The 20,052-nt window shown below is 44.4% G+C and carries 14 protein-coding genes; 7 read left to right on the top strand and 7 right to left on the bottom strand.

Annotated features, from left to right (window positions below):
* Positions 1-393: 393 nt before the first annotated feature.
* On the top strand, positions 394-2,748 hold the full coding sequence (hdrA2, locus tag FKV42_RS03475) for a CoB-CoM heterodisulfide reductase HdrA2 (RefSeq protein ID WP_154808859.1): 2,355 nt from the start codon (positions 394-396) through the stop codon (positions 2,746-2,748).
* On the top strand, positions 2,745-4,049 hold the full coding sequence (locus FKV42_RS03470) for a 4Fe-4S binding protein (protein WP_154808858.1): 1,305 nt from the start codon (positions 2,745-2,747) through the stop codon (positions 4,047-4,049). Before hdrA2 ends, FKV42_RS03470 begins: the two co-directional genes overlap by 4 nt.
* Positions 4,050-4,140: 91 nt before the next feature.
* On the opposite strand, the gene FKV42_RS03465 is transcribed toward FKV42_RS03470, so the two are convergent.
* The 7 genes from FKV42_RS03465 to FKV42_RS03435 form a co-directional block, all read right to left on the bottom strand.
* Positions 4,141-4,329, bottom strand: a complete 189-nt coding sequence (locus FKV42_RS03465) for a hypothetical protein (RefSeq protein ID WP_154808857.1) — start codon at positions 4,327-4,329, stop codon at positions 4,141-4,143.
* On the bottom strand, positions 4,329-5,789 hold the full coding sequence (locus tag FKV42_RS03460; RefSeq protein ID WP_154808856.1) for a molybdopterin-dependent oxidoreductase: 1,461 nt from the start codon (positions 5,787-5,789) through the stop codon (positions 4,329-4,331). Before FKV42_RS03460 ends, FKV42_RS03465 begins: the two co-directional genes overlap by 1 nt.
* Positions 5,786-6,937 carry a Coenzyme F420 hydrogenase/dehydrogenase, beta subunit C-terminal domain gene (locus FKV42_RS03455; RefSeq protein ID WP_154808855.1) on the bottom strand — a complete coding sequence of 384 codons (1,152 nt, stop codon included), beginning with the start codon at positions 6,935-6,937 and terminating at the stop codon, positions 5,786-5,788. The genes FKV42_RS03460 and FKV42_RS03455 overlap by 4 nt, the downstream gene beginning before the upstream one ends.
* Position 6,938: 1 nt before the next feature.
* Positions 6,939-7,376 carry a hydrogenase iron-sulfur subunit gene (locus FKV42_RS03450; RefSeq protein WP_394348039.1) on the bottom strand — a complete coding sequence of 146 codons (438 nt, stop codon included), beginning with the start codon at positions 7,374-7,376 and terminating at the stop codon, positions 6,939-6,941.
* Positions 7,376-9,358: a 4Fe-4S binding protein gene (locus tag FKV42_RS03445; protein ID WP_230375467.1), complete on the bottom strand. Its 1,983-nt coding sequence runs from the start codon at positions 9,356-9,358 to the stop codon at positions 7,376-7,378. The genes FKV42_RS03450 and FKV42_RS03445 overlap by 1 nt, the downstream gene beginning before the upstream one ends.
* A gap of 131 nt (positions 9,359-9,489) precedes the next feature.
* Positions 9,490-10,392, bottom strand: coding sequence for a CoB--CoM heterodisulfide reductase subunit B (gene hdrB / locus FKV42_RS03440; RefSeq protein ID WP_154808853.1), 903 nt, complete (start codon positions 10,390-10,392; stop codon positions 9,490-9,492).
* Positions 10,389-10,934, bottom strand: coding sequence for a 4Fe-4S dicluster domain-containing protein (locus tag FKV42_RS03435; protein ID WP_154808852.1), 546 nt, complete (start codon positions 10,932-10,934; stop codon positions 10,389-10,391). The genes hdrB and FKV42_RS03435 overlap by 4 nt, the downstream gene beginning before the upstream one ends.
* Before the next feature lie 352 nt (positions 10,935-11,286).
* On the opposite strand from FKV42_RS03435, the gene gatE reads away from it, so the two are divergent.
* From gatE to FKV42_RS03410, 5 genes are all read left to right on the top strand, one after another.
* Complete coding sequence (gene gatE, locus FKV42_RS03430) at positions 11,287-13,188, top strand: Glu-tRNA(Gln) amidotransferase subunit GatE (protein ID WP_154808851.1); 1,902 nt, start codon at positions 11,287-11,289, stop codon at positions 13,186-13,188.
* A gap of 10 nt (positions 13,189-13,198) precedes the next feature.
* The gene (locus tag FKV42_RS03425) at positions 13,199-14,305 is read left to right on the top strand and encodes a TolB family protein (protein ID WP_154808850.1); all 1,107 of its coding nucleotides are present in this window, start codon (positions 13,199-13,201) and stop codon (positions 14,303-14,305) included.
* 93 nt (positions 14,306-14,398) lie between these two features.
* On the top strand, positions 14,399-15,496 hold the full coding sequence (gene carA / locus FKV42_RS03420; protein WP_154808849.1) for a glutamine-hydrolyzing carbamoyl-phosphate synthase small subunit: 1,098 nt from the start codon (positions 14,399-14,401) through the stop codon (positions 15,494-15,496).
* Complete coding sequence (carB, locus tag FKV42_RS03415; protein ID WP_154808848.1) at positions 15,496-18,720, top strand: carbamoyl-phosphate synthase large subunit; 3,225 nt, start codon at positions 15,496-15,498, stop codon at positions 18,718-18,720. Before carA ends, carB begins: the two co-directional genes overlap by 1 nt.
* Positions 18,721-18,771: 51 nt before the next feature.
* Positions 18,772-19,953: an argininosuccinate synthase gene (locus FKV42_RS03410; protein ID WP_154808847.1), complete on the top strand. Its 1,182-nt coding sequence runs from the start codon at positions 18,772-18,774 to the stop codon at positions 19,951-19,953.
* The last annotated feature ends 99 nt before the right edge of the window (positions 19,954-20,052 follow it).

Below are 20,052 nucleotides of genomic sequence, written 5' to 3'. Positions count from 1 at the left end.
AGGTAATTCTCACCAATTTCTTTGCTGCATTTCACATTCTATTTGAAATCGAACTGCCTTAGTTCAAAAACACCATATTTTGCACTCTAACAGTTTAACCAGTAAGTAAAAAGTAGCAACATGAAGGGGAAAAGAAAAATGATTAATTTTCCAATCCCCGGTTGTTTCCTGCACATATGCACAGGAAGGTAAAACAGATAATAATAAGCATATTTATAATATAACCATTATGGCCATTGGTCAAACTGTTATATATAGTCCAAACAGTTTACCACTAATTAACTAAAAACGAATCAATTCCTGAGGCAATTCAAATGTTATTGCTATAGTGAAGATCATGCAAAACTATATCTTTATCCAGACCATCATTTCCTGCTATAGGGAGCCAACAATATGCGAATCGGAGTTTATATCTGCCATTGCGGACTGAATATCGCACACACAATCAATGTCGAATCACTCAGGGATAAAGTTAGTGAACTAAAAAACGTTGCTCTGGTCAAGGACATACAATTCATGTGTTCCGATTCGGGACAGGACTCCATAGTTCAGGATATAACCGACCTTGATCTTAATCACATACTTGTTGCAGCCTGTTCTCCTCATCTGCATGAGCAGACTTTTAAGAGAGTGCTTGAAAAAGCAGGTCTCAATCCTTTCATGCTGGAAATGGTCAATATCCGTGAGCAGTGCTCCTGGGTGCACATGGATGATCCACAGATGGCAACCCAGAAAGCTTTTGATCTTATAAGAATGGGGATTGCCAGACTCAAACTGCTGGACCCATTGCAACTTAAAAAAATTCCTGTCAAAAAAGATGTAATGGTAATCGGTGGTGGTGTAGCTGGAATTGAAGCTGCCCTTACACTTGCAAATTCAGGCCATCATGTAATTATGGTTGAAAAGGAACCAACCATCGGTGGAAAAATGGCACTGCTCAATGAGGTTTTTCCAACCAACGACTGTTCCATCTGTGTACTGGCCCCGAAGATGACGGACGTGAACCAGCACCCGAACATCGACCTCATAACACTTGCAGAAGTAACAGAAGTAAGCGGGCCCGTGGGCAATTTCAATGTAACAGTAACCAGACAGCCAAGATACATTGACGAAGACAAATGCAAAGGCTGCGTGGACGAATGCGGACGAGTATGTCCCGTAGAAGTTCCTAACAGATTTGACTCAGGACTTGGAAAAACCAAAGCCATCAACATGCCAATACCACAGGCCGTCCCTCAGGTAGTCTATATTGACAATGAATACTGCGTAGGCTGTGGACTCTGTAAACTTGCATGCCCTGCTGATGCTATTGATTATCACCAAAAAGAAGAAAAAATCGAATTCACCGTGGGAGCAATTATAGTTTCAACCGGCTACAGTCACTTCGATGCGAGCAGAAAACCGGAATATGGTTATGGAATCTATCCTGATGTTATAACAAATATGGAACTGGAACGCCTGCTCAATGCTGCAGGTCCTACTAAAGGCAGGGTTCTTTCACCTTCAACACTTAAGGTTCCTGAAAAAGTATCCTTCATCCAGTGTGTCGGTTCCAGAGATGAACAGGTTGGGAATCCATACTGTTCAAGAGTATGCTGCATGTCAAGCATGAAAAATGCACAGTTACTCAAGGAAAGATACCCTGATGTTGATATTACAATTCATTATATCGATGTCCGTGCATCCGGTGAGATGTACGAGGAATACTACATCCGCAGTCAGGAAATGGGAATAAATTTCATCCGTGGAAAAGTCGGAGAAATTCTTCAGGATTCCGATGGAAAACTGAAACTTCGTTATGAAGATACGTTAAGCAGCAAGCTATACGAAGAACCCACTGACCTTGTTGTCCTTGCAACCGGAATGGAAAACGTCAAAGATGCTGATAAGATATCAAGAGTTCTCAACCTTACAAGACGTACAGACCGTTTCTTCTCCATTGCTCATCCGAAGATGAGACCGGTAGATTCCCACGTAAAAGGAATATATATAGCAGGATGCGCATCCGGTCCCAAAGAGATACAGGTATCCATTGCCCAGGGAAGTGCAGCAGCAGCCAAGGCGATGCAATTGCTTTCAAAAGGTGAACTTGAAATGGACCCACTCAGTGCCCACGTTAATCCTGACAAGTGTATTGGATGTGGAATTTGTGCTGACACATGTAAATTCAATAAAATTACCATGGTCGGCCGCAAAGCTGTGGTTGACGAACTCTCATGCATGGGATGCGGAGCTTGCAGTGCATCATGTCCTGCTGATGCCATATGGATGCGTAACAGCACCGATGAACAGATAATAGCTCAGATACATGCTGCAACCGAAGTCAAATCAGAATCACCACTTATCGTTGCTTTCCTCTGCAACTGGTGCAGTTACACCTGTGCCGACCTTGCAGGAACTTCAAGGATACAGTACCCAACCAACACACGTGCAATCCGTGTCATGTGTGCAGGACGTGTTGACCCATCCTTCGTACTTGAAGCACTGGAACATGGTGCAGATGGAGTACTTGTAGCTGGTTGTCGTCTTGGAGAATGCCACTATACCTTTGCTAATTACAATGCAAAACAAAGAATGGACGCATTAAAAGAAGTCCTTGCAGATGTCGGAATTGACCCCGGACGACTCAGTGTTGAATGGATATCGGCTTCCGAAGGTGAAAGGTTTGCAAATTCCATCGAAGGCTTTGTTGATTACCTGAAGAAGATCGGTCCTATAGGTTCTGAACTTAAGGAGGCGGAACAATGACCGAGGAATGCAGGGAGAACTCACTCTGTGTCGAGAAGGACATGGACATGGATGGCTCACATTTCATCTACCGCCAGGTAAGCAGCAAATCCATAAAGGTTCTTGATTTTGATTACAAACGATGCGTTGGATGTGGAATCTGTGTCGATATCTGCCCAACCACAGCCTTGGAACTCGGACCCATGCAGGAAATATCCACAGGTTTGGATGCTCCACCTGTGATGATGGACCTTGAGAAATGCACATTCTGTTCAATGTGTGCCAATTTCTGTCCGGTTCATGCTTTCAAAATAACTGAGGAAGGTGACCTTCCTGAGAAAGAAGAGTTCCCTACATTCGATTCATATGTCAGGATGAACGAGAAATGTCTCCCATGTGCACTCTGCAAAGCTGCATGTCCTGAGGAAGCCATCGAAGTTGAATTCACTTTCCCGAAAAAAGAGGAGATTACTCCTTTTAAGGAAGATGCAGAAGGCGAGATAGAGATTGATACCGAGAAATGTAATTTCTGCGGACTCTGTGCTGAATTCTGTGAAGCATTTTTGCTTATAGAAAAAGAGAAAACTCCAACTGACCCGCAGCCATTTGATATGCTCCTGGTTGACGAGGACAAATGTGATTACTGCGTGCTCTGCCAGGATCTCTGTCCTGAAGATGCCATCAAGGTCAAAGGTGAGAAACGAGGTGAAGCACCAGAGATTGAAGGAAACGTTACAGTCGATAATGAAAAATGTACACGCTGTACTTGGTGTCAGGTTGTCTGCCCCTATGATGCTGTAGATATCAAAAAGCAATTTGAAGGTGAGCTAAATCTCATAGAGGCCAACGTTGACAAATGCGACCCACAGGGTTGCCATGGATGTTTTAATGTCTGTCCATCCCACCTCTGGTACGTACCTGAAGAAGGTGCAAAGATAGCAGCAAAGTATGACTACTGTACCTATTGTGGCGCGTGTGTCAACGCATGTCCCAAAGATGTCATGACTGTTTCCAGAACAAAGGTAAATCATACATCAATTCCTGATTCTCCGTGGGCAGAACAGTGGAAGGATGCAATAGACTCCATGATTACCGGAAAGAGAAGACATCCCGATGTTTCCAGAACCCTTGAAGTTGAGCCTGAAGCACACAAAGAACATGTTGAAGTTGAACTACCACAGGTTGATGATTCACTGCTAAAGCTTGCAAAAGAGCGTATAGAAAAAGCAAAACCATTACTTGATAATGTAAAACTGCGAATGATGATCGAAAAGGAGAATCCTGAAAAGCTCAGTGATGAAATTAAAAAGAGGTTAAACTGAACTTTTCATGGACCATTTGGTCAAAAACGAACTCAAACTTCAGAAAGCAAAAATTGGAGGATTCATAGCTTTCATCCATTCAAGTCATTTTTTAATGCGATTGAGCATATCTTTCTGCAAGTGTTGCCCTTTTAAGTTTGAACTGAACTCTCTGCTGGTCCCACTGGTATTTCTCAGCAAGGAACCTTATGAGCCTCTTCTTGGAAGCTCCCTTAAGTTCGTTCTTTGTCATCATTTCCTCAATGAACTGTTTCTGCTGTTCGCTATTAAGTTCCGGCATTAGCATCTCTCCATTGATATGATAGTTGATGTTCCTGTAGCTACAGGAAGCTTCTTTGCTGTAAGCACAAGACCGTCCGGAAGTGCTTCCACTCTGAATCTCATCTTAAGCTCGCCTCTGTCACTCTTCATGTTCACATATCCACCTTTCCTCAGGCCAAGTTTCCTGACAGTGTTCCTGTTAAGGAGAACAAAATCATTGTCGTCCTTCTGGTCAAACCACATGAAAGGATTATAAAGATACTTTAACTCGTACTTGCCTTTCAGGACTTTAGGTGAAGAAATTCCATTGTCTGAAGCTGCACATTCAGCAGCAACTGACCTGTTCTCTTTCTGAGCTTCAATTGCTTTGAGCACAAGATAGTTCATCTCATCATAAGTGAAAGCCTTTCCACCGATACCGGCATTGAGCAATGAAAGTGCATCCACACCTGCTTTACCTGTACCGCTGTTTTTCAGAAGCTTGCCTTCGGCATTGAGGAAAGTACCAGCTTTGCTGTAAACAGGTTCTGTAGCTATCACAATGTTTGCAAGCTCAGTAACCGGACTGCTTCTTGAACTGATAACAATGAGTTTATCGAGCTTCTTTAAAGCTTCAATAGCAGCTTCATTATCAGGCATCAGTTCTATTGGGTCGCTGTCCAGAACTACAAGTGTCCTGATGTTTCCAAGCTCTATGTCCTCAACCAGTTCTGCAAGACCAAACATTTTATTTTCCTGATTAACAGAAAGTCCGGTACCAAAACTGTTCATGAAAGATCTCATAAACTGTATCTTAGCACCAGTTTTCTGAGCAAGAACAAGAATATTCTTTGCCAGTTTTATATCTGAATTTGGATGCATATCGGCAATTATCAATGACTCTCTATCGAGTTTCAGTTCATCATACTGCCCTGGTTTCAGGTCAAGTGTTTCATCAGCCAGGTTTAGCGGTTGTGTTCCAACAGCCACTATACTGGCACCATTTTTCTTAGCTGTAAGCAGTCTCCTGACAATTAGAGGATACTGGGCGTAAGGGTCAATGAAAAGCACGATTCTTTTTGCCTTTTCAATTTCAGCAAGTGATGCCTCCGGCATATTCAGACACTCAGAACTTACACCGGTCTGAACAACAGTACTAAGTGTAGCAGCCAGTTTTGTAAATGCCATCTGTTCCTCATTGGTAGTATTTCCAACGGATAACAGAGCAGTACTGCTACTGTCAGCATCCTTGAGAATCTCAACTGCTGTCTTGATAGCAGTTTCAACATCGGCATTTGAAGCATTTACCTGATTTACAGCATTATTCTCTTTAGCATAGTAATATGGAAGCTTCATCCCGAACCTGCATAGTTTTCCAAGGTTAACAGGACTGCTCTTCATGTGGTCGATACTCAATTTACCTTCAGCATTTTTCCTGATGTAAAGTCCGCAGCCTATTCCACATCCCGGGCAGATCGTCTGGTATATCATTTCCTTCATCTTGGCATCACCTCCAGGAATGGTGGTCTCTCAAGTGTCATTCCAGCCTTGTAATTGTACTTTTTCTGTGACTTGTCTGCAAAACGCCTGAAGATAGTTGTTAATGGTATATCCACTGGACAGACATCGGTACACTGACCACAGCCTATACAACTGTCAGACAGATGCATCAGGCGGACCATGTGGAACATGCTCATTCTGTAATTATCCTCAAGATTGTGATACATAGTGCACTTTGAATCCTCACCGCAGGTACATACAGGACAGATTTCCTTACAGGCTCCACAATTTATGCAATCTGCAAACTGTTCCATATAATACTGAGTACGTTCCCCGTCAGGAATTTCAGTGAATACCTTCTCAGACCATTTCTCACCCATGGAAAGCATGACATTGTTCACCTTTTCCCTGATGGTAATGGCCTTGTCACTTGCAGGTTCTATCTCTACGTAACCTGCGTCAATGGCATTCTCAAGAAGACGGACACCTTTCTCGTTCATTACTTCACAGAAGGTTGCGTTTCCTGTAAGCTCACCAATGACACCCCAGTTTCCACATGCAAGGTCGGCATTAACTGGAATCTTGACATCACAGTAGCGGCAGCTTAGGCGCCTGCCGTATCCTGCTTCCTCAAGTTCGTCAATTGAAATGCCCTTTTCCTCACCGGATTTTGTCCTGAAGATGAGATTTCCTTTCTCGATGTTCTCGCCTGTAACATCCTCAGGGTCTATATCATACATGTTAATGAGCATCTCCCGGGTCTGAACAGGATACATGGTTCCTCCACAGTTAAGACCAATGAGATATGTGTTGTCAATATTGACCTCATTGCGCTTTGCCTGCTCGATAACACCCCTAATATCACAGGGTTTTCCTGGCATAGCAACATTCTTACCAATAGCATACTTTGCAAGGTTCACCGGGACAGTGTGCATACTGCCTGCAGATGCAAGTACGTCTTCAACATCACTTGTGATTATTGGTATTGCCTCGTACTCGTTGATGTGTTTGAGCACAACGACCTCTTCCACAAGTCCTTTTTCAAGAGCTGCTGCAAGAATTGCTGTAACAAGACCACCGGAAGCTCCCTTGTTGCGAACTCCTGGATCGGTTGAATAACCTATTACTTTGTCTCCGACTTCGACCATTTCAGTTCACTCCTTCTGGTTTGAGAGGGCTTGGACCCAGTTTTCTGACCTGTTCAGTTACTTCCCTGACAAAGTTGGCGAATTTCTCACCTTCACTGGCGCTTATCCAGCTCAGGTGAAGCCTTTCAGGTTCAAGACCGAGTTCTTTTACCATATCTTCCATGAAATCGTACCTGACCTGTGTTTTATAATTTCCATTAACATAATGGCAATCACCAAGGTGGCATCCTGTTACAAGTACTGCATCCGCACCTTCGAGGAATGCATTGAACACGTGCAACGGATCAATTCTTCCGGAACACATGACACGAATGATACGGAGTGATGCAGGCTGCTGGAATCTTCCCATTCCTGCTGTGTCAGCTCCACCGTAACTGCACCAATTGCAGCAGAACGCGACAATCTTCGGTTCCCATTGTTTATTCTCTGTCATTTTCATTACTCCTCAAAGGTGAATACATTCTTAACCTGTGCCAGAAGCTGGTCATTTCTGAAATGATTCTGCTGCAATGCACCAGTCGGACAGGCTACAGCACATGTTCCACAGCCTTTGCAGAGTGCTTTGATGATATTCAGTTTTCCGTCCTCGATTGAAAGAGCCTGGAAAGGACACATTGGCACACAAATTCCACATGCAACACAGATGTCAGGATTTACTTCAACGGTGATTCCTTCAGTTATTGCCTTACCCTGTGCCAGATAACGAGTTGCACGGGCAGCGCATGCACTTCCCTGTGAAACTGAATACGGAATGTCCTTTGGCCCCTGACTGACACCGCCTATGAAAATACCGTCCAGTGTTGTATCAACAGGCTTGAGCTTTGGATGCGCTTCCATCAGGAAACCATCAGCTGCCCTGCTAACCTTGAGAATCTGACGTATGCGTTCAGTGCTTTCACTTGAAACTGCACCGACACTGAGAACCAGCAGGTCAAGGTCAAGGTCAATTATATCATTTGTAAGCGTGTCCTCAACACGTACCTTCAGGCCATTATCCTCATTCTCTGTGACCTTTCCGGGTTTACCCCTGATGAAGCGAATTCCCATGTCCCTTGCCCTGTCGTAGAATTCCTCATAGTTTCTGAACGGGGTTCTCATGTCCATGTACATAATATATACTTCAGAATCCGGGTATTTCTCCCTGATAAGCTGAGCATCCTTGAGAGCGTACATGCAACAGAAACTGGAACAATATCTGTTACGCTTCTTGTCCCTGCTTCCTACACACTGGATAAAACCAACCTTCTTAGGTGGCTTTACATCGCTTGGCCTGACAACCTTGCCCATTGTAGGTCCGCTGGCATTTATCAGACGTTCTAGTTCCATACCTGTAATTACATTATCGTAAAGTCCGTATCCGAAATCGTGTGTTGGTTCAGGGTCATAAACATCAAAACCTGCTGTGACAACTATAACACCAATATCCAGTTCGGAGAATGTGTCTTCCTGTTCCATAATTATAGAATTGCTGCTGCAAGCTCTGGAACATGCACCACAGTCGATACATACTGACTTATCAATAACAGCTCTAAGTGGAACAGCCTGTGGGAATGGTACGTAGATAGCTTTGCGGGTTCCTATTCCTTCGTTGAACTCGGTATTCGGGACTTCAACCGGACATTTTTCCACACAGAGTCCACAGCCAGTACATGTGTTTACATCAACATAGCGTGCCTTGTGCCTGACCTTTACCTTAAAGTTACCAACATAACCATCCACTTCCTCAACTTCGGAGTAGGTCATAAGCTCAATATTCTTATTTCTTGCAACCTCTACCATCTTCGGACCAAGGATACAGATACTGCAATCATTTGTCGGGAAGGTCTTGTCAAGCTGGGCCATCTTTCCGCCGATGGATGGATTCTTTTCAACTAGGTAGACCTTGTAACCCATATCAGCAATATCAAGTGCTGACTGCATACCTGCAACACCGGCACCGATGACCAGTGCTGTATTTGTTACCGGAACCTCGTTGGACTGCAGTGGTTCAAGCTTTGAAGCCCTGGAAACTCCCATGCGTACAAGCTCACATGCTTTCTCTGTTGCAGCTTCCTTTTCCTGCATGTGAATCCAGCTGCAGTGTTCCCTGATGTTCACGAACTCAAAAAGGTAAGGGTTGAGTCCTGCTTCTTCCACACAGGCCCTGAATATCGGTTCGTGGGTTTTCGGTGTACATGCTGCAACAAGCACACGGTTGAGGTTATTATCCTTTATTGCCTGCTTGATCTCGGACTGGCCGGAGTCACTGCAGGTGTATTTATTTACCGAGGAGCGTATTACATCAGGAAGTGTACCTGCATAATCTGCGACTGCATGGCAGTCAATGACACCTCCGATGTTTACTCCGCATTCACAGATAAATACTCCAATTCTGGGTTCATCCGTGTTTTTAGTATCATCATTTATTTCACTCTGAGCCAAATTTCATCACCCTTTTTTCATGGCGTAGACTATCGCCGTTTAAAAATAAAAGTAAAAATTACGTTTTTCCGTTGTCAGCTTTTAGTTTCTTTTTTCCGTTTTTATCATCATAAAGAAGATCAAGGATAAAATCAGGCCGTGACAAAGCCTTCCTTTATCCTTTGAATGAACACAGCAGTGTTTGTGCTGTTAAGATTAATTCCGAGTTCTTCCGGGGAAAAACCCATTGCAAGTCCCAGAAGCTGTGTGTAGTGCAGTACCGGGATCTCATAATTTGTGCCGGAATTCTTGTTGATGTCCTGCTGTCCTGAATCGAACTGGAGATGACAGAACGGACATGCATTGACAATGCAATCCACCTGTTCCTCTATCATATTCTGGAGCTTCTTCTCGGTTATCCTGAGAGTTGCATCCTGGACGGCTGCCCTTGCTCCTCCACCGGCTCCGCAGCACATCATCTTGTCCTCGTAATCAATGCTTTTGGCGCCTGTGGCTTCCACAAGTTCATCGAAGAATGTGATGTCGTTTGTGACAAGCCCAGAACCGGCTTCCTTGAGAGGCTGGACAAGGTGGCAGCCGTAATGAACTGCAACCCTGAGATCCAGTTGATTGGAAACAATTTCCCTGATACCGTCAACACCAATGTTCTGATAGAGATACTCAATAACATGGCGGACATCGTGCTGGCCCCTGAACTCGTGACCGGTTTCAAAGAGCTTTTCATTGACTTCCTTTTTCAGCCCGGAATCCTTTTTCAGTTCGGTTTCAGCTTCTTTCAGTGTACTGTAACATCCATTACATATTGTAAGCAGGTCGTCGTCCATTTCCTCAGAGAGAGCTATATTCCTGGAAGCAAGTGTCAGCCAGGTGGTTTTATCAAAAGACCTGAACACTCCCGGAGCCGGACAACATGATGCACCTTCAAGGTCGTCAAGCTCTATGCCAAGCTTTGAAAAGGTCTTTTTTGTAGCAGCCTCAATACCAGGATAACGGTTAGGTGCCACACAACCGAGGAAAAGGGACAGGTTGCTCATGCTTTCTCCTCAGCTACCTGCTGCTGGGTGAAGTCTGCCTGCTGCACCATTGCTGCGTTCTCAGTGAGCTGTTCTTCTACTTCGGATTCTGCAACGAGTTTATCAAAACCTGTAAGTCTCATGAGAGTCTTGATCTCACTTAATCCTTCGATAGAAGCCTGTACTGTAGGTGGTCTTTCCTCCAGGCCAAGAAGTCCCCTCTTTTCCATGGCGTCTGTGTTGGTTGGTACAGCGTGGCCGTAGTTTATGAGCATCTGACCTACTTTCTTATGAGCCTCAAGCATCTTTCCTTTATGAACGGCTTTTTCCCTGATAGCCAGAACTGCATCCACAAGGTTCACACCCTGCGGGCAGTTGTCCTGACATTTGTAGCAGGTGGTACAGTAAAAGATGAAAGGAACCACCATACTCTCTTCAGTTTCAAGACCCAGCTTTTCCATCTGGAGGAACCTGCGGATCCTGTAAGTTTGTTCCTGTTCTCCCATCGGACAGACAGATGTACATTGACCACATTGGTAGCAGCGTTCTATATTGGATATCATTTTAGATCCCTGTGTATTTCGGATTTGTCATGATTGTTTCGTATATATCATGATTAATAATTGATTTTAACATGCTTTTCTATAGAATTTTAACATATAAACGCTTCGCACGCTGTTTTCATTATTTCTCATAATCAATCATTAAGAACCATATACTCAAATTAGTTTCAATTGAAAAAAAGGTATTTTTGGAAATCTCGCCGTGAACTCCCCAAATTATGCGGCACGTTAAATATCAGGATTGGGCAGGATTTACCAGTATCCACCAGAATTCGCAACAATAACTTTATACATCCTGAGGCTGTTTGATGTGTAAACCGACGTATGCGAAACTAACTTGGTGAGATCACTTATGAGCGATAAATTCGATTACAGAGAACTTGGCCTGAAATGCGGGCTTGAAATTCACCAGCAACTTGATTCAAAATGTAAGTTGTTCTGCAATTGCCCGACACAGATTAGAAACATAGAAGAATCAAACCATGAGTTCTTCCGCTATCTCCGCCCAACAGCCAGTGAAATGGGAGAAACTGACAGGGCTGCCCTTGAACAGTCCAAGCTCAAACGTAAGTATATTTACAAGGCATACGACACGACCTGTCTTGTAGAGAATGACGATGAGCCTCCAACAGAGGTCAACAAGGAAGCTCTTGAGATCGCTCTGAGTATCACCAAGCTGCTGAACATGGTTCCTGTGGATCAGGTACATATGATGCGTAAGATCGTAGTTGACGGTTCAAACACATCCGGTTTCCAGAGAACAGCTTTCCTTGCAAAGGACGGTTATCTTGACACTTCAGTAGGCCCTGTTGGTGTCGGTGTACTCTGTCTTGAGGAAGAGGCATGCCAGAAGATCGAAGACCAGGGAGATTCTATAATATACTCTCTTGACCGTCTTGGTATTCCACTTGTTGAGATCGGAACCGATCCTGATATAATCTCACCACAGCATGCAAAGGAAACTGCACAGCAGATAGGTATGCTGCTTCGTTCCACAGGAAAGGTAAAGCGTGGACTTGGAACCATACGTCAGGATGTAAATATTTCAATCGCAAAAGGTGCACGTGTAGAACTGAAAGGCGTGCAGGCACTCGATATGATAGAGACCATTGTTGAGCGTGAGGTAGAGCGCCAGGTAAATCTCCTTGCAATTAGAGATGAGTTACTTGAGCGCAATGCATCTGTATGTGACACTATTTTCGATGTAACCGATATTTTCAAGGAAACACAGTCCAAGGTCATCAAAAAGACCAGCAAGAAAGGCAAAGTTTATGCCGTCCTGCTCCGTGGATTTGACGGATATGTTGGCAGGGAAGTTCAACCTGGAAGACGTCTTGGTACCGAATTCTCAGACCGTGCAAAAACATCAGGCGTAGGAGGAATCTTCCACACAGACGAACTTCCGGCTTACGGTGTTTCAGAAGAGGAAGTTCAGGCAATGCGTACAGAGCTTGGTGCTGAAGAGAACGATGCTGTTGTAATGGTCGCTGACCGCGAAGTACGTGCAAGAGGTGCCATGGAAAGTGTGATAATCCGTGCAAAGGAAGCCCTGGAAGGAATTCCTGAAGAAACACGCAGGTCACTTCCAGATGGGAACAACTCCTACCTAAGACCGCTTCCGGGAGCAGCAAGGATGTATCCTGAAACCGATGTGCCACAGGTAAATATCTCAAAGGAATACTTTGAATCTATTGAAATGCCTGAACTACTCACAGAGCGTGCAAAGCGCTTTGAGTCAGAATTCGGACTTCACAAAGAACTTGCTGGAAAGATAGCTTATTCCACATACCTTCCACTGTTTGAAGAGATCATGGAAATTCTTGGAGACAACGAGAATGTCAATGCGACACTTGTTGTCAGAACTCTTACCGGAACACTGCCGGAACTGAAACGTGACGGGGTTGAGATTGATAATCTTGAAGACAAACACTTCATTGATGTCTGTAACCTGATTGCAGAGGGAGGAGCCGCAAAGGAAGCCATCGATGCTTTGCTCCGTGCACTTGCAAATGAACCGCAACTCTGTGCAAAGGATGCGGCTGAGAAATTAGGACTGGGCAGTATTGACCTGTCTGATGTTGAAAGCATGGTTGAGGCTGTAATCAAAGAGCGTCAGGATTTCGTAAAGGAAAAAGGCATGGCAGCCGTTGGTCCTCTTATGGGAGTTGTAATGGCTGAGGTAAGAGGAAAAGTCGACGGCAAGACCATAAGTGAAATATTAAAACAAAAGATTAATAAATACCTTAATATATAATATACCTCTGATGTGGTCACTTTTTACTATTCAGTCCCGGAAATTGATAAACAGGGAAATTATAAGCAGGAAGAGGGTAACAAGAAAACTCCTCTTGCTCTCTTTTTTGATATTATTCATCTCATATTCATCAGCAGCTCCTGTTATTGAGAGTGATGTAAAACTTACAAATACAACTAATGCCAACCATCCTTCATGGAGTCCGGACAGCAAGAAAATTGTTTATGCTGCCAACCAGGCAATATGGATAATGAACAGCGATGGTTCAGGACAGAAGAAACTCTATGATGGCATGGCATGGGAAGGAGAACCGGTCTTTAATGAAGATGGTTCTAAGATCTATTTTGCAACCGAGAGTAAAAAAGCGTTTTCTGCACGCTATATCAGTATTCATGTTATGAAAAGTGATGGTAGTGAAGGGGTAAAACTAACTGAAACTGCTGATTCCCGAAATCCTGCTGTAAGTCCGGATGGAAATTTAGTGGTATATTCTTCAAGGGTTTCCGGAAACTATGACATATGGACCATGTCACCTAATGGGACAGACAATAATAGACTTACAGATGCAGCGGGGGATGAAAGCTCACCCTCATGGAACCCGGATGGAAACACCATTGTTTATTCTGCAAATGGAGACATTTTTACCATTGGTGTAAATGCTGTAAAACCTGTACAACTTACAAGTGATACATATAATAATATAGAACCATCCTACAGTCCTGATGGAAACTCTATCGTTTACACATCCAATGTTGGCGGGGATTATGACCTCTGGATATTAAGTGCAGATGGCAGTTCACACATGAAACTCACCAATGACCTTTCTGATGAAAGAGCACCCGCATGGAGTCCTGACGGAAGAAAAATAGCATACATATCCAACAAGGACGGGGAGTTCAATATATGGGTTATGACGGTTGAGAACGACAGTATTGAACTTGAGGAAGTTGATGATGACGTTCCGGAAGTCAGTGAAAAGGTCATAGACAATGAGTATATGCTCAAACTGCGTGACTATGCAGCAAACAAGCCCAGAGAGTTCATTGGTATAGTTCTTTTGGGATCATTCCTGTTTGTGGTCCTCATAGTAGGTACATTCCTGCGTAAAATCTCATAATCTTTAACAATACACCGGCACTCTCTACAAAAAGTAGAGAGGCCATCGCAACGCTTATAGCCTATTCCTTACATGTATTCGCAGGTTCAAAAGATGAATGCAGTATTAGGATTAGAAGATGGGACAATTATAAAAGGCACCGGCTTCGGTGCTGAAGGTATCGTTTCCGGCGAACTTGTTTTCACAACTCAATATACTGGTTATGAGGAGGCTCTAACAGACCCTTCATATAAAGGCCAGATTCTTATGTTTACTTATCCTCTCATCGGCAATTACGGTGTCAGTGGCAACTGTATGGAATCCGATGCTGTTAAGGCTGAAGGTCTTGTGGTCAGGGAGGCATGTCCCAAGCCATCTCACCACCTAGGAAAAAAGACTATCTATCAGCTTATGGAGGAAGAAGGCAAGCCCGGCATCGCAGGCGTGGACACACGTATGCTCACCATCAAAACACGTGAGCATGGAACTATGCGTGCAGCCCTCATCAATGGCAGTGACGATGGGGAGGAGGCAGTAAGAATTGCCCGTGCACAGAAGAGCATTTCTGATATTGATTTTATTTCACAGGTAAGCTGTCCAGAGCCTTTCAAGCTTGAAAGCCCAAGCAGGGACCCTTACAATCCACTCAATGTTGTGCTTGTTGACTGCGGTCGTAAGCTCAGTATTGAAAGGAGCCTTCTGGCAAGGGGTATGGATGTAACTGTAGTACCAGGAAACTCATCCATTTCAACCATAGAGTCCTATGACCCTGACCTCCTGTTCATATCAAACGGACCAGGAGACCCATTGCAGGCACAGAATGCAATTTCTGCAGTAAAGCACTTCACAGGTGAACTGCCAATTGTAGGAATTTGTCTTGGTCACCAGATCATGTCCCTTGCACTTGGAGCAGAGACATACAAACTGAAGTTCGGGCACAGGGGAGCAAACCAGCCTGTAAAGGACCTTGAGACCGGAATCGTACACATCACTTCCCAGAACCACGGTTTTGCAGTTGATGGTAATTCCTTTGAAGAGGCAGAAGTGGAAGTTACACAGTATAATACCAATGATAAAACAGTGGAAGGTATAGCACACAAGTATCTGGACATGTTCAGCGTGCAGTACCACCCAGATGCGCATCCCGGTCCACAGGATACTGAAAACCTGTTCTTTAGTAAGGTTCTCAAACTCGCAGGAGGAAAGAAATAATGCCAAAACGTGACGACATTAAGAAAATACTCCTGATAGGTTCAGGACCTATTATGATCGGACAGGCAGCAGAGTTCGACTTCTCAGGAAGCCAGGCATGCAAGTCTCTTAAGGAAGAGGGACTGGAAGTTGTGCTTGTGAACTCAAACCCTGCAACTATCATGACCGACCCTGAAATGGCAGATGCTGTTTACATCGAGCCTCTTGAAGTGAAAGCTGTCGAGAGGATCATTGCCAAGGAAAGACCGGACGGCCTCATTGCAGGTATCGGAGGTCAGACCGGCCTTAACATTACCAGTGAACTTGCTGAGCATGGTATCCTTGAGAAATATAACGTAAAGCTTCTTGGAACAAACCTTGAAGCGATCAAGAACACCGAGGACCGTGAACTGTTCAAGCAGACCATGGAGAGCATTGGTGAGAAAGTCCCACGAAGCAAGGCCATCTCCACACTTAAGGAAGCTGAAGAGCTTATTGACGAGCTTGGATTACCACTTATTATCCGTCCGGCATACACTCTTGGTGGTGCTGGTGGCGGAATTGCGCACACAAAGGAAGAACTCCTTGAGATCACAGAAAGAGGTCTTCGCCGAAGCCGTATCAACCAAGTACTTATTGAAGAAAGTGTACTAGGCTGGAAGGAATTCGAGTATGAGGTCATGCGTGATGCAAATGACACCTGTATTGTAATCTGTAACATGGAAAACCTTGACCCAATGGGTGTCCACACAGGTGAATCTATTGTAGTTACACCATCACAAACCCTCAATGATGAAGAGCATCAGATGCTCAGGACTGCAGCCATTAAGATTATCAGAACCTTCGGTATCGAAGGTGGATGTAACATCCAGTTCGCTGCAAAGGACGGCGACTACCGTATTGTTGAAGTAAACCCACGTGTTTCACGTTCATCAGCTCTTGCTTCCAAGGCAACCGGTTATCCAATTGCCAAGGTTACAGCAAAGATAGCTATCGGAATGGCATTGGATGAGATCCTCAACGATGTCACAAAGAAGACACCGGCATCATTCGAACCTACAATTGACTATATCGTTACCAAAATCCCAAGGTGGCCATTTGACAAGTTTGTCAATGCTGACAAGACACTGACAACAGCTATGAAAAGTACCGGTGAGGTAATGGCAATCGGCCGTACCATTGAAGAATCACTTCTAAAAGCTGTACGTTCTCTTGACATCAAGATGAACTTCGGTACAGAAGAATGGTCAGAGAATGAAACAAGGATGCTGCTCAAAACTCCTACAAGTGAACGTCTCTTTGTAATGTACCACGCACTCTGCAATGGTTTCTCTGTGGAAGAGGTTTCCAGTCTAACTGGCATTGATATTTTCTTCATTAGGAAGCTTAAGAATATCATTGATATGGAAGACATGGTCAGGGAAGAAGGATTCTCCGGAGCAATATCCGATGATCTTCTCCGTGAAGCAAAACAGACAGGTTTTACTGATGCACGTATTGCTGAACTCACTGGCAAAACCCGCGAGGATATTAATGACCAGAGGCGTGCTGCAGGAATTATCTCTACCTATAAGATGGTAGATACTTGTGCAGCAGAATTTGCTGCAGAAACACCTTATTATTACTCATGCTATGAGCAGATGTGTGAAGCTAATCCATCTGACCGCAAGAAGATAGTGATCCTGGGTTCCGGCCCGATACGAATCGGACAGGGAATCGAGTTTGACTACTGTACAGTACATGCAGTAGCTGCTATCCGCGAGGCAGGAATTGAAGCTCACATTATCAATAACAACCCTGAGACTGTATCCACTGACTACGATACATCAGACAAGCTCTTCTTCGAACCTCTCACACTTGAAGATGTGATGAATGTAATCGAGAAGGAGAATCCTGGTGCAGTGCTTGTACAGTTTGGAGGGCAGACTTCAGTAAACCTTGCACTCCCACTTGAAAGGGAACTTAAGAGACGCAACGATCTTAAGACGGTGATTCTTGGAACATCACCTGAAGACATCGATGTTGCAGAGGACCGTGAGAAGTTCAACCTCAGGATGAGCAAGATTGGAATAAATCAGCCTGATGCAGGTTATGCAACCTCACAGGATCAAGCAATTGAGATTGCCACAAGAATTGGTTATCCTGTGCTTGTGCGTCCTTCATACGTTCTTGGCGGACGTGCAATGGAAATAGTCTACGACCAGAATGACCTTGAGAGGTATATGCGTGAGGCTGTAAAAGTTTCACCAGAGCATCCAATTCTTATTGATGATTTCCTTGAGGGAGCGGTTGAGATTGATGTTGATGCAGTCTGTGACGGCAAGGATGTTCTTATCGGAGCTATCATGGAACACATCGAGGAAGCAGGTGTCCACTCAGGTGACTCTGCATGTGTGATCCCACCACAGTCACTTTCTTATGAAGTACTTGAAACCGTACGTGATTATACCCGCAAGATCGCCCTTGCACTTAATGTAAAGGGTCTTGTGAACATCCAGATGGCACAGAAAGGCGACAAGGTCTATGTTCTTGAAGCAAATCCACGTTCTAGCAGGACAATTCCATTTGTTTCCAAAGCTGTCGGACTGCCACTGGCAAAGATAGCAGCCCGTGTTATCATGGGAGAAACACTTGAAGAGCAGGGTTATTCAACATGTGATGAACCAAAGGTCAAGCATGTTTCCGTAAAGGAAGTCCTCCTGCCATTCGATAAGCTCCCTGGAGCAGACCCGCTTCTTGGTCCGGAAATGAAGAGTACCGGAGAGGTAATGGGTGTTGATTCCGATTACGGAAGGGCATTCTTTAAGGCACAGCTTAGTGCTGATAACCTTTTACCACTTACAGGAAAGGTCTTTTTATCCGTGAAGGAGGAAGATCAGGACGGACTTCTTGATGTAGCACAGAAACTTGTAAGCGCAGGCATCGAACTTCTTGGTACAAAAGGTACAGCAGATTTCCTTTCAGAACATGGACTGGAAATGGGAATCGTCAGGAAGGTGCATGACGGCAGCCCGAATGTTATTGACATGATGCGCAGATACGAAGTGGCACTTGTCATTAACACACCGGAAGACAAGCTCTCACGCGAAGACGGTTCAAGGATTCGCCGTGCAGCAGTCGATTTCAAGGTACCTTACATCACCACCATCCAGGCAGCAATTGCAGCAGCTAATGCTATTGTTACAATGAAGCAGGGTGAGGGCGAGGTAAAATCAATCAATGAATATCACAAGGAGATGGCCTGAGTTTTCAGGCCTCCCTAGGTTTTTCTTAATATTTTTTCAGGATCAGATACTATGACAAAGAAAGTAGTACTTGCTTATTCAGGCGGGCTTGACACTTCAGTATGCATCCCGCTGCTCAAAGAGGAATACGGTTACGATGAGGTAGTTACAGTTGCCGTTGATGTAGGACAGCCTGAAGCCGATGTAAAACAGGCTACAGAAAAGGCACAGAAAATTAGCAACAAGCACTTCACACTTGATGTGCGTGAGGAGTTTGTCAACGATTATATTTTCCCTCTTATCAAGGCCAATGGTGACTATGAAGGATATGTAATGGGAACATCCATTGCACGTCCACTTATCGCTAAGAAAGTTGTTGAGATCGCAGAGCAAGAAGGTGCGGTTGCACTTGCACACGGCTGTACAGGAAAGGGTAACGACCAGCTCCGTTTCGAGGCAGTTTTCCGCCTTACCGACATGGATGTCATTGCACCAATGAGAGACATGAACCTCACTCGTGACTGGGAAATCGAGTATGCTAAGAAACACGGCATACCAGTAGGTGTTACAACCGCAAAGCCATGGAGTGTTGACGAGAACATCTGGAGCCGCAGTATTGAAGGTGGCAAACTTGAAGACCCTGGATTTATTCCACCTGAAGAGATTTACCAGTGGACCGTTTCCCCTGAATCTGCTCCTGAAGGTCAGACACTTGTTATCGGCTTTGAGAATGGTGTTCCTGTATCCCTTGACGGCAAGGAGATGAACGGTGTTGACCTTATCATAAAGCTTAACGAGATTGCAGGTTCCCACGGTGTTGGCAGGACTGACATGATAGAGGATCGTGTTCTCGGACTTAAGGCACGTGAGAACTACGAACACCCTGCAGCCACAGTATTACTCACAGCCCACAAAGACCTTGAGAAGCTTGTGCTCACCAGAGCAGAGCTGAAGTTCAAGAAAAATGTGGACGATCAGTGGTCAGAACTTGCCTACTACGGCCTTGTTGACGAGCCACTCTACGCAGACCTCAATGCTTTTATCAACAAGACACAGGAACGTGTAAGCGGTACTGTGACCGTGAAACTGCACAAGGGCAGTGTGATCATTCTTGCACGTACATCCCCATATGCACTCTACTCAGAAGACCTTGTATCCTTTGACAGTGCAACCATTGACCAGAAGGATGCCGAGGGCTTTGCTAAGTATCACGGTTTCCAGGCAAGGATGTATAAGAAAGTTCTTGATAAGTGAAGTTCACCTTCACTCTCTAATTCTTATTTTTCTTTTTCTGGAAAATAGTTGTCTTTTTTCCGAAATTTTTTATTTTAATGCTGTCATTTTACATTGACT

This window comes from Methanolobus vulcani, from assembly GCF_006546655.1.
In the GTDB taxonomy this organism is placed as follows: Archaea; Halobacteriota; Methanosarcinia; order Methanosarcinales; family Methanosarcinaceae; genus Methanolobus; species Methanolobus vulcani_A.
Note: the sequence above shows the minus strand (reverse complement) of the source record. Positions and strands in the feature narration are given on the sequence as shown.

Excerpts from the sequence above, each read along its gene's own strand:
- gatE (WP_154808851.1), top strand. The coding sequence starts at position 11,287 with ATGAGCGATAAATTCGATTACAGAGAACTTGGCCTGAAATGCGGGCTT.
- FKV42_RS03455 (WP_154808855.1), bottom strand. The coding sequence starts at position 6,937 with ATGGTCGAAGTCGGAGACAAAGTAATAGGTTATTCAACCGATCCAGGA.
- FKV42_RS03465 (WP_154808857.1), bottom strand. The coding sequence starts at position 4,329 with ATGCCGGAACTTAATAGCGAACAGCAGAAACAGTTCATTGAGGAAATG.
- FKV42_RS03460 (WP_154808856.1), bottom strand. The coding sequence starts at position 5,789 with ATGAAGGAAATGATATACCAGACGATCTGCCCGGGATGTGGAATAGGC.
- FKV42_RS03435 (WP_154808852.1), bottom strand. The coding sequence starts at position 10,934 with ATGATATCCAATATAGAACGCTGCTACCAATGTGGTCAATGTACATCT.
- FKV42_RS03425 (WP_154808850.1), top strand. The coding sequence starts at position 13,199 with ATGTGGTCACTTTTTACTATTCAGTCCCGGAAATTGATAAACAGGGAA.
- FKV42_RS03450 (WP_394348039.1), bottom strand. The coding sequence starts at position 7,376 with ATGAAAATGACAGAGAATAAACAATGGGAACCGAAGATTGTCGCGTTC.
- carB (WP_154808848.1), top strand. The coding sequence starts at position 15,496 with ATGCCAAAACGTGACGACATTAAGAAAATACTCCTGATAGGTTCAGGA.
- hdrB (WP_154808853.1), bottom strand. The coding sequence starts at position 10,392 with ATGAGCAACCTGTCCCTTTTCCTCGGTTGTGTGGCACCTAACCGTTAT.
- hdrA2 (WP_154808859.1), top strand. The coding sequence starts at position 394 with ATGCGAATCGGAGTTTATATCTGCCATTGCGGACTGAATATCGCACAC.
- FKV42_RS03470 (WP_154808858.1), top strand. The coding sequence starts at position 2,745 with ATGACCGAGGAATGCAGGGAGAACTCACTCTGTGTCGAGAAGGACATG.
- FKV42_RS03410 (WP_154808847.1), top strand. The coding sequence starts at position 18,772 with ATGACAAAGAAAGTAGTACTTGCTTATTCAGGCGGGCTTGACACTTCA.
- carA (WP_154808849.1), top strand. The coding sequence starts at position 14,399 with ATGAATGCAGTATTAGGATTAGAAGATGGGACAATTATAAAAGGCACC.